12 protein-coding genes and 1 pseudogene are annotated in these 9,652 nt (G+C 41.3%); 5 read left to right on the plus strand and 8 right to left on the minus strand.

Annotated features, from left to right (window positions below; genetic code table 11):
* Positions 1–1,431: SF1B family DNA helicase RecD2 (gene recD2 / locus AC6I5A_RS12505; RefSeq protein WP_034616523.1), on the plus strand; the 1,431-nt coding region annotated here is incomplete at its 5' end.
* A 322-nt stretch (positions 1,432–1,753) separates the two neighbouring features.
* Here recD2 and AC6I5A_RS12510 read toward each other — a convergent pair.
* Positions 1,754–1,882: a hypothetical protein gene (locus tag AC6I5A_RS12510; RefSeq protein WP_497900738.1), complete on the minus strand. Its 129-nt coding sequence runs from the start codon at positions 1,880–1,882 to the stop codon at positions 1,754–1,756.
* Between the two features lie 509 nt (positions 1,883–2,391).
* Here AC6I5A_RS12510 and AC6I5A_RS12515 point away from each other — a divergent pair.
* Entirely contained in the window at positions 2,392–2,649 is a 258-nt protein-coding gene (locus tag AC6I5A_RS12515; protein WP_034616525.1) for an AbrB/MazE/SpoVT family DNA-binding domain-containing protein, read from the plus strand.
* Positions 2,633–2,965, plus strand: a complete 333-nt coding sequence (locus tag AC6I5A_RS12520) for a type II toxin-antitoxin system PemK/MazF family toxin (RefSeq protein WP_034616529.1) — start codon at positions 2,633–2,635, stop codon at positions 2,963–2,965. Before AC6I5A_RS12515 ends, AC6I5A_RS12520 begins: the two co-directional genes overlap by 17 nt.
* Before the next feature lie 213 nt (positions 2,966–3,178).
* Here the strand turns inward: AC6I5A_RS12520 and AC6I5A_RS12525 are convergent, their stop codons facing one another.
* Together AC6I5A_RS12525 and AC6I5A_RS12530 are read right to left on the minus strand one after the other, a co-directional pair.
* Positions 3,179–5,587, minus strand: a complete 2,409-nt coding sequence (locus tag AC6I5A_RS12525; RefSeq protein WP_034616532.1) for an ABC transporter permease — start codon at positions 5,585–5,587, stop codon at positions 3,179–3,181.
* A pseudogene (locus AC6I5A_RS12530) lies at positions 5,584–5,850 on the minus strand (ATP-binding cassette domain-containing protein); the annotation flags it as partial. The gene AC6I5A_RS12525 and the pseudogene AC6I5A_RS12530, both read right to left, overlap by 4 nt.
* A 288-nt stretch (positions 5,851–6,138) precedes the next feature.
* Here AC6I5A_RS12530 and AC6I5A_RS12535 point away from each other — a divergent pair.
* Both AC6I5A_RS12535 and AC6I5A_RS12540 read left to right on the plus strand, forming a co-directional pair.
* A complete protein-coding gene (locus tag AC6I5A_RS12535; RefSeq protein WP_034616535.1) occupies positions 6,139–6,459 on the plus strand; it encodes a YbjQ family protein in 321 nt (106 codons plus the stop codon).
* 4 nt (positions 6,460–6,463) lie between these two features.
* On the plus strand, positions 6,464–6,697 hold the full coding sequence (locus AC6I5A_RS12540) for a hypothetical protein (RefSeq protein ID WP_034616538.1): 234 nt from the start codon (positions 6,464–6,466) through the stop codon (positions 6,695–6,697).
* A 178-nt stretch (positions 6,698–6,875) separates the two neighbouring features.
* Here AC6I5A_RS12540 and AC6I5A_RS12545 read toward each other — a convergent pair whose 3' ends face one another.
* The 5 genes from AC6I5A_RS12545 to AC6I5A_RS12565 all read right to left on the minus strand — a co-directional run.
* On the minus strand, positions 6,876–7,910 hold the full coding sequence (locus AC6I5A_RS12545; RefSeq protein WP_034616541.1) for a methyltransferase: 1,035 nt from the start codon (positions 7,908–7,910) through the stop codon (positions 6,876–6,878).
* Between the two features lie 72 nt (positions 7,911–7,982).
* On the minus strand, positions 7,983–8,306 hold the full coding sequence (locus AC6I5A_RS12550; protein WP_034616544.1) for a hypothetical protein: 324 nt from the start codon (positions 8,304–8,306) through the stop codon (positions 7,983–7,985).
* A 121-nt stretch (positions 8,307–8,427) separates the two neighbouring features.
* A complete protein-coding gene (locus AC6I5A_RS12555; protein ID WP_034616547.1) occupies positions 8,428–9,033 on the minus strand; it encodes an NAD(P)H-dependent oxidoreductase in 606 nt (201 codons plus the stop codon).
* 82 nt (positions 9,034–9,115) lie between these two features.
* Positions 9,116–9,520, minus strand: coding sequence for a HicB family protein (locus AC6I5A_RS12560; RefSeq protein ID WP_034615686.1), 405 nt, complete (start codon positions 9,518–9,520; stop codon positions 9,116–9,118).
* 48 nt (positions 9,521–9,568) lie between these two features.
* Positions 9,569–9,652: type II toxin-antitoxin system HicA family toxin (locus tag AC6I5A_RS12565; RefSeq protein WP_497900737.1), on the minus strand; the 84-nt coding region annotated here is incomplete at its 5' end.

Raw genomic sequence — 9,652 nt, forward strand, 5'->3', positions numbered from 1 at the left:
CTGGAAGAAGCGGAAAAAATCCTGGAGATTGAGAAAGCGCAGGTCGGCTTGACGCTTGACAGTATGATTGAAAAAAAAGAAGTCATCCTTGAGGAAGAGGATGCGGTTTATTTATTACCCTTTTATCATAGCGAAGTGGGAATAATGCAGAGAATAAAGGCTATACTTGCCGTGGATACTCTCTATTCAGGGAAAGACGTGGCTGGCATCATTGAAATGATCCAAAAGCAGTCTGCGATTAGTTACGATGAGGTACAAAAGGATGCGGTTAAGACGGCAGCGGATTCAAAGTTCATGGTGCTTACGGGTGGCCCGGGAACAGGAAAAACGACTGTGACTTTGGCAATCATCAAGGTATTTCAATTACTTGGCGCCAGAGTATTACTTGCTGCACCAACCGGCAGAGCAGCTAAAAGAATGTCTGAGACCACCGGACTGGAGGCCAAAACCATTCACCGTTTACTGGAGTATAAACCGGCCGAAGGTTACAAAAAGAATACCGATTACCCCTTGGAATGTGATGTGCTGATTATCGATGAGACTTCTATGGTGGATACTATTTTAATGTACAGCCTATTAAAAGCTGTCGCCAATGAAACGGTGGTCATCCTGGTTGGTGATGTTGATCAGCTTCCATCGGTGGGAGCCGGAAATGTGCTGAACGACATTATTGACTCAGGTATTGTCAATGTCGTGCAACTGACAAAGATATTTCGCCAGGCTCTGGGCAGTGCCATCATTACCAACGCCCATAAAATTAATCAGGGTGACTTTCCGGACTTAAAAAGTAAGCGAAATGGTGACTTCTTTTTCATTGCGGAGGATGAACCGGCTAAGGTGGTGAAAACCATTACAGAGCTTTGTGCCAGGAGGTTGCCTGCTTTTTACAAAGTCGATCCGATTAACGACATACAGGTGCTGTGTCCAATGCAACGGGGAGAAACAGGAGCGGTGAACCTGAACGCCGTTTTGCAGGAGGCCTTGAATTCCTCCCACATTTCGATAAAGTATAGTGGTACTGTCTATAGACTTGGTGATAAGATCATGCAGATTAAAAACAATTATGATAAAAACGTTTTTAACGGAGATATTGGCAGCATCATGACAATTAATAACGAAGACCGGACTCTTGTCCTGAAATTCGATGAGCACTTGGTGGAGTATGATGCCACTGAACTTGATGAAGTGGTTTTGGCCTATGCCACCACCATTCATAAAAGCCAAGGCAGTGAGTATCAGATCGTTGTGGCACCCTTCACATTGCAGCACTATGTGATGCTTCAGAGAAATCTGCTTTACACTTGTGTTACCAGGGCTAAGAAAGTTTTTGTCCTGGTAGGTACCAAGAAGGCAGTTAGTATGGCCGTGCGCAACAATAAGACTTCCAAGAGAAATACCCGTTTGGCGGAGAGACTTAAGTTTGGACCATAACAAGAAGTCTCATGGAGACAACTGCTTAAAATAGTAAATTAATCAAACTTCCTGTCATACAGCAACGCTGCAATCAGCACGACAAACACCGAACCTGCATTATGCACCAATGCACCGGTTGTTGGGGTCAGCCATCCCATTAAGGACATTATTATTGCCACGAAGTTGATGAACAGAGACAGAGTGATACTGAATTTTATGGTGCGAACTGTAGCATTTGAAAGCCGTTCCCGATATTGTTTTGAATTCAGTTGCGGTAATAAGCATTGAACTGCTGATCACAATCATGTCCTCACTGGCGCAGGAAGAAAGCCGCTCAATTTCAGAGAACTGCACATGGGGTCAGAGAAAGCGCTTCGCAGACGGCAAGGTCACGGTACCGTTCAATCGGTTCCTCGGCTACGACCGTGGTTAGGATGGTAATTTGGTCGCCTACTCCAAGCTTGAGCATTTTTATGCCTAACTTCGGATAATTTGCTATAATTTTAACAAGTGCTACATCTCAGAAATCTGACAAGTGTAATATCTTAATCACTGGCTAAAAAAAATAAGTTCCCTACTATCTTCATATTTCTATTAAATCCTGCCAATATATGTTTCCTTTTGCAATACTTATGAAAATCCTCGTTTCGTAATCCCTACATATATTAATAAAAGATTTACCACTCAAATTTATCGAATAATAATTGATAACTTAAAGATGAAGCGGAGCTGATGGACGGCCTGATCATTAATGATATTAATTACGGATGGATGGCATAGTCTTTTGGGGGACTAATCGAACGACGGGCAAAATGACCTTCAACTCAACAAGGTATGTTTGGATCTCAGGAAAAGAGATTACGAAAACGAATGTAGAAACAAGAGCTGCGGCTCTGTTTCGTGAAAAGATGTCTTGTATAAATATCATCTAACTGATAAAATGTAATTACAAAGTAATCACAAAGGAGGTATTTGCATATGCAAATGGATATTATAAAAATTGGGAATTCTAAAGGAATTCGGATTCCTCTTGCGGTTTTAAAGCAATGTGGCATAGATTCAAAAGTGGAATTGGAAGTCGAAGATAATTGTATCATTATAAAACCTGTAAGAACTCCTCGACAAGGCTGGGCTGAAGCCATGAAACTAATAAACAAAAATAACGATGATGTTTTGTTAATCTCTGAGGAAATTGACAATGAACTGTTGGAGGTATGGAATGAACCGAAGTATTGAGCAATATTCATTATTTTGGGTTGATCTGAATCCTACTAAAGGAGCAGAAATTAATAAAACAAGGCCATGTGTGGTTATTTCACCTTACGAAATGAATGAGTATCTGCGTACTGTTATGATCGCTCCAGTTACAAGTCGTGGTAGAGAAGGATATCCTACTCGTATTAGAATTAGCGTCGGCAATGTGAATGGATGGATTGTATTGGATCAGATCCGTACCATAGACAAAGCCAGATTATACGAAAATATCGGAATGCTGAATTCTGAGGACATACTTAATGTGAAAAGTACTATTAAGGAAATGTTGGTTGATTAAAAGCCGATAACTAAAGTTACTCCGTACTCGTTACAATAGCACCCGTTTGAGGTGCTATTTTTAGCGGAAAGTTGAATGAATTCTAGCCCCTGTGTTCAGCATTAATGGGTATTCTTTATAAAGAATGACTGGCTAAAGCCTGTGGACCATATTTATCACGAATACCCTTTAGCTTTTCAGCCGCAAAATTAAAGCTTCATCCCAAGTTGCTCTTTAAAGTGACCCTATAACCTCCGAAATGCCTTGCGCTTTTATACGCTTGAGCGGGCCGATAACCGAAACCACCGTTACCAGCAGGATGATGATCAGGATCAAAGCGATTTGCAAAGAAGGGAACTTCCATATGGCAAGGAGCCGCGGCAAAAAATTCGCAACGAGCACCTTTTGCAGGGCTATACCCAGAATACAACCGGCGATAGATCCTGTCAGGCTGTATGTTACCGCTTCAAGCAAAACCATCCTCTTAAGCTGTGCTCCGGACATGCCTACCGCCCGCATGACCCCAAAATACCGGGTCTTGGAGACCATGCTGGTATTCATGGTATTGATGATGTTCAAAACACTGATTAAAGCAATCATAGCGACAAAGCCGTAGATAAAAACCGCCATGGTGTAAAAGTAGCCATTAACCTCTGAATTTTTCTGACGCTGATCATAGAATGACACGGAATTATCCGGGATATTTTTTATTTCACTTACCGTCTGCTCTTGCCCCGAATGATCGAGTTGAAGGTTGATCACTTGCAAAGTCGATTTCCCTGTCAATTCGGTAAACAGCTTCTCAGTAGTGATAAAGGTAGTTAGGGAAGGCACGGCGTCGTTGAAGGGAACGCTGCGCAATATGGCCATAACCGTCATTTTTTTTGTTCCATTGGGAGTTTGAATATAAACCTTGTCTCCCAATTGCAGCGCTGCAGTTTCAATGCCAATGCCATTCCTGAGAGGCTGGGCAACTGCAACTACTCCGTTCTGCATATTCAGCTTTTCCCCGGAAAGCTCTCCGGCGATCAGATCCGTTTTCGCCCAATTAAGCTGGTTTTGGTCATAAGAGATCAACCAAGATTTTTCTGGTGGTATAAACAGCCCGTTATCTGCTGCCGGGATATCGCCCACAATTTCTTTGTAAGCATCAGTCAGCCTGGCCGCATCGAAGGCAGCGTCCACGTAGTCAAACATCCTGCCATAGACCTTATGGGCACCATCCAAGGCCGAGAGCTGCGCGTACAGATCATTGCTTAAGCCCTGCTCCGCTGTCAGCACGATATCCGGCGTATAGGGCTTGGTTGTTTTGAGCCCGGAATGCATGAAATCGACTAACACCTGAAAGCCCAAAAACATCACTATGCTGATGGCAATGGAACAGGACATTAATATAAGCGTTTTCTTTTTCACAACTGCGTTGTTAACGCCCATGGCAATTTCGACAGGAAAGATCTTTGTCAAAAATCCCTGTTTCTTTTTTTTGGGTATATTCATTGCCAGGCTTCCCGTCACTGCGTTGACTGGGGAGACCCTGGCCGCTTTTTTGGCAGGCAGAAAGGAAGCAATGAACACGGTGAGAAATCCGATCACAATGCCGGCGATGATTCCCACTTCGCTGACATTAAACAAAGCCATTTCCCCAAAAAGGCTGCTGTTGTAAAATTTGAGAATTACAGTGCATAGAAAAGCCACCGACATACCGGCAAGCAGCCCTATCGGGACTGCCCTCAACGTGATGTGCAGTCCCTCTTTCTTTACCAGTTTTTCAATCTGGGCCCGGGATGCTCCGATACACCTTAAAAGACCGAACTGCTGCACTCTTTCCATCACTGAGATATTGAAGGTGTTATAGATCATCATGACACCGGCAATAAGGACGATGCCGAACAAAACCGCGCCTGTAGCATAGAGGCCCATGACTGTGTTGCCTGTGCCGTACCCCATGACCGCAAGCAAATATTCATTACGCCCGACTCTGTCATCCGTCAGATTCAGGCTGCTTTTGATGGCCTTCTCCGCTTTCAGGATATTGACGCCGTCTTTGAACGTAATAAGCAGAGCAGTTGATTTTTCTGTATTTAGCGTATTGGCACCGGCAACAGACAGAAATACACCTGGGGTATCCGCTGCCTTCGTAAAGCCAAAATCGCTGTATATTCCGCTCAGGGCAAACTCCTTTTGCGTATTGTCCGCAAAAGTTATTTTCGCCCTATCGCCTACCTTTAGATTAAGACTTTCCGCTGCCCACTTTTCCAGCATCATTTCATTTTCGGCTATTGGATAATTGCCTTCCAAAAGAGCAATTTGCATGTTAGGAGCAAATTTTTCATCCCCTGCCGCCAATCGGCACTCTTTTCCACCCAAGCTTCCCCGTTTAAAAGATATCCACGTTCCGGAGTTTTGGACATCAATGCGGCTAGAGATGGCCTGTTTTTCTTCCTTGGTGGCATCCTTTATACTCAAATGATAATTACCATATTCATGAATCTGTTGAATTTTTTCAAATTGCAGGAAAAAATCCAACATGGAAAAGATGCCGGTAACCAGGGCAACGGATATGGCAATACTGGTGATGGTCAGCCTGGTTTTCTTCTTATGGGCCGACAGGTATTTGGGCACAAGGGAAAGATAGCTTCTCATTTCTTCACCCCACCCAAATCGGTCACAATACCGTCCTCAACACCCAGCACTCGATCCGCAAATGACGCGTAGCTTTGGTTATGGGTAATCATGATCAGCGTTTGCTTGTACCTTTCAACAGACAGCTTCAGGAGATTGATCACATCCCGGCTATTTTTGGTATCCAAATTGCCGGTCGGTTCATCGGCTAAAATAATCGCCGGCTTGGCTGACAAAGCCCGCCCGATGGCTACCCGCTGCTGCTGGCCGCCGGAAAGCTGGCTACTCTCAGGTGAATGCAATTACTGCTTTCATGTCCCTATGGAAATTACATTCGAAAGGAAGTTTCCCGCAAGTTAACTTATTCAACTAAAGTTAACTATGAATCCATCGACAGGAAATAGCTAAGTCTTTAAAATAGTATTGCGGTGATAAATAAATAAAAACTTTTTATAAGAGGTTATTTTATAAGGGGTTATGGGCATTATTATTGGTTCAAAATAATAACAGTTAGGAGCATTATTCGTATGTTGTAACGTTATTCGATCTTATATTTGAAGGGGGTATTTTGAATGTTAGTTGTTACTACTGAAAATATTGTAGGTTACAAGGTAAAAGAAGTAAAGGGTCAAGTTTTTGGATTAATAGTAAGAAGCAGGGGGCTGGGCGGCAATATTATGGCATTCCTGAGGAGTCTCGTTGGCGGAGAAATCCACGAATATACTTCTATGCTGGAAGATGCTCGTAAACAAGCAATCGACCGTCTCGTTATGAATGCAGCCGCTATGGGTGCTAATGGAATAGTGATGATGAGATTTGATTCCAGTGAAATCGGTCAGACCATGAGCGAGGTCCTGGCATACGGTACGGCAGTAGTAATTGAGAAGGAATAAATTTATGCTAAGAATCGTCGGTTTCTATATTCTTATTCAAATATTTATAATTGCTTTTGCTTTAATCACCTATGTAATTTGGGACAAGCGGTATAGGAAAAACCACGGGATAGACGTTCCGGCGGGGTTCGAAAAAACTGAGGAGATCACTATTGACCCAAGTGATGGAAGAAAACTTCGGGTATATTACAATCGCAAAACCGGTGAGCGGTATTATTGCGAAGAAAAAAGCAACTAAGTGCTTCACAATTAGTTATTATGCGCAAAAAAAGGGGGCAGGCCGCGCAAGAACATAGCCCAAACCCCAAAAACGGATAAGACTTAACGGGAATGTTTCATATTTCGTGTAATTAGTTATACCCAAATTATCCGGACTTGATCAGACGTCCTTCTCATCTGTAAACGAAGTCACGAGTTTAATTAGGCTTTACTGCTGTAATTAAGCTCCTGTTCGCCAGCGATACCTTAACATTTATATCCCGAAATCCAGCATTATGCAAATATTCACTTATTTCTTTTATCGAATAACACTTACCTTCTGTTGAGTACATAAGTAAAACAGAATATTCCGCCACGGCTAACAGCTCTGTTTGATCTACATCTGCATGCATATCATATATTGCTATCATACCACCAGGGTTTAGTGTTAGATAAGAACTTTCAATAAGATTAACCACTGTTTTCTGATTCCAATCATGGAATACATGTGAGTATAGATGTATATCAAATCCATATGGTAATTGTTCCTTCAACATATCCAATGGTAAAACCGATACTTTATTATTCAACCCGTTTTTTGATATATAACTTTTTGCAACTCTATCAACAAGGGGTTTTTCTACTACTACAGCTTCAAGGCCATCGTTTTCTTTAACTATTGAACAAGCATATATCCCAGATCCGCCTGCTATGTCCAACAACTTTTTATACCCTTTACAAGTTAATTTCTTTGCCAAGTCAGGAGCAAGATAATTACCTCGACTATTCATAGCAGCCGTAAATTCCTTCATAAAGTCTTCTCTTTCCATCGCCAACTGCCATTCCTTACCATCCTCTTTGCTGCCCCAACTTGCCGGCTTGTCCGTTTTCAGAATATTATACATATCTTTACATATTGGTCTTTCACGAAGTGACGAGAAGTAAGGTCCAATATCAAATTTTGAATCTTTAACCAGAAATTCTTCCGATATTTCAGCTAATTTATACACATCATTTTCTTCAATTATCAATCCCATCGCCAAAAGAAGCGTTAACATAACTTCACAAGGTCGTTCAGCAATTTTTAAACTTTCACAAATAAATTTCCTGGATGATGGATTTTTTGATAGCCATGTAAAAAAATCCAACCAACATAAAGACGCAATAAATAGATCAGCAGCATAAATGCTATCTCTTAATCTAAATAGTTCGCTTGGACTGTTTTTGGGGTGAGCTTCATTATCAAAAAACATTATTTTTCATTCCTTTCGCTGCGCTCAGGCACAAAACGTTATGAAAATTATTCTCCATGCGTTTTCTTGGTATTAGTCATATAAGTATACTACAGAGCTGGAGGGGATGAGTGCTTCACCAGCCACATAACCTACTTTTGAAATTTTCGATATGGGAAGAAAACAGTTTATTATTTCACCGGCAATAAACCCTATAACATTATCATTTTCCTTCACAATGTAAATTCTCTTCATGGGATCGTTTACGAATGATAATAATTGGTTTTCTAAACCTTCTTCTGATAGCTCATTAAAATTAAAATACTCATCGCCTGTTTCGTCCTTAATAAAATTTGCTAATCTATTATACAATCTCGCAACTTCAGTTACCTCATACGACATTTCTCGGTATTCCATTTGATCACCCCACGAATCAGTAACTTTGTCAGACCTTAATAATGTAACGTATAAGGCCGATGGCAGCGTTTTAGTGTAACTTAAAAATCATCATGTCCGTGTGAACCGGGTGCTGAGCGGTTTAAACACTAATATTTATATTCATCCCAATGTCAAACGCTATTTTCAGATTCCTTTCACGTACTTCATAATCCTTTGAGACCATGCCACCCAATATTACCATTTCCGCCTGCTCTGCACCCACACCAAGAAGCCGATCTCTTAACATAACTGTCCTCATGCTTTCTGCAATTCCGATTTCCTCCAAGTATTCAACAGTATGTCCTGCCGCACAGATAACTAAAGCTTTTTTAACTTTAAAACAGGCTTCGGCATGTTTTCCGTTTTCATATGCATATGCAAACCCCAAAGTGTATACTCTATCAAACCATCCTTTCAACTTGGCTGGACAATCACTCCACCATACGGGATAAATTAATACCAGAGCATCGGATTTGTTTATTTTTTCTTGCTCCAGTTTAACATCTTCCGGTATAGTCCGGCTGGATTCCCTGCCTGATTCTCTCTCATATTCATCTAATTCCATGTCTGACCTGAAATTCATTTTATATAAATCAGAAATTTCATAGGTATGATTTGAATAGTTCAGACCATTAATAAACGCTAATAAAACAGAATGAGTAAATGATTCTTCACTTGGATGCGCATAAACTATAAAAATATGCATTGTATCACCCCTCCTTGGCTTAAAGGTTTTTTGCAATAGCCTGGTTCATGCGAATCTGGACATCTGCTGCAGTCAAAGTATCTTAGGGTCTATCAACTCCAAGGTATTCCTTAAGCGCAGCCTGGGTAATCTGAGAAAAATTCACTCCCTGCTTTTCTGCCAAATCCTTTAACCATGCCGGTAAAGTTATATTTGTCTTTACAGATCTGTTATCCATTTCATTCTTTACAACTTCCGGAAACACTGTGATAGGCACGATTATAGAACCGGTTGGAATATCGTTAAATGGTGGCTGAGCGGGAACTGGGATTATATTATTATCTTTTTCCATTCCCCACAGATGTAGTCCTAAAGCTTCAGTTGCCATACCCCGAGCATGTAAAAAGTTATCCCCTATTGAAATACATCCTGGTAAGTCAGGAAAATATACACCAAATGCTCCATCCACTGACGGTTCAAATACTGCAAAATAAGTTATTTTACGCAAGTTAATCCCTCCTATATTATTTTATATTTATTAGTAAGGATACAGGGCTTATTTCAACCCTGCCTGCTTCCATATGCTGTTGAGTGTACCAGGTGGAAGATCACCTTTGTGGTTCGGTAAGGTTACTTTACC

The organism is Desulfosporosinus sp. Tol-M2 (genome assembly GCF_059735615.1).

Bases quoted from the DNA above. Each gene is read 5' to 3' on its own strand.
- AC6I5A_RS12510 (WP_497900738.1), bottom strand. From the start codon at position 1,882: ATGCTCAAGCTTGGAGTAGGCGACCAAATTACCATCCTAACCACGGTC.
- AC6I5A_RS12515 (WP_034616525.1), top strand. From the start codon at position 2,392: ATGCAAATGGATATTATAAAAATTGGGAATTCTAAAGGAATTCGGATT.
- AC6I5A_RS12520 (WP_034616529.1), top strand. From the start codon at position 2,633: ATGAACCGAAGTATTGAGCAATATTCATTATTTTGGGTTGATCTGAAT.
- AC6I5A_RS12525 (WP_034616532.1), bottom strand. From the start codon at position 5,587: ATGAGAAGCTATCTTTCCCTTGTGCCCAAATACCTGTCGGCCCATAAG.
- AC6I5A_RS12535 (WP_034616535.1), top strand. From the start codon at position 6,139: ATGTTAGTTGTTACTACTGAAAATATTGTAGGTTACAAGGTAAAAGAA.
- AC6I5A_RS12540 (WP_034616538.1), top strand. From the start codon at position 6,464: ATGCTAAGAATCGTCGGTTTCTATATTCTTATTCAAATATTTATAATT.
- AC6I5A_RS12545 (WP_034616541.1), bottom strand. From the start codon at position 7,910: ATGTTTTTTGATAATGAAGCTCACCCCAAAAACAGTCCAAGCGAACTA.
- AC6I5A_RS12550 (WP_034616544.1), bottom strand. From the start codon at position 8,306: ATGGAATACCGAGAAATGTCGTATGAGGTAACTGAAGTTGCGAGATTG.
- AC6I5A_RS12555 (WP_034616547.1), bottom strand. From the start codon at position 9,033: ATGCATATTTTTATAGTTTATGCGCATCCAAGTGAAGAATCATTTACT.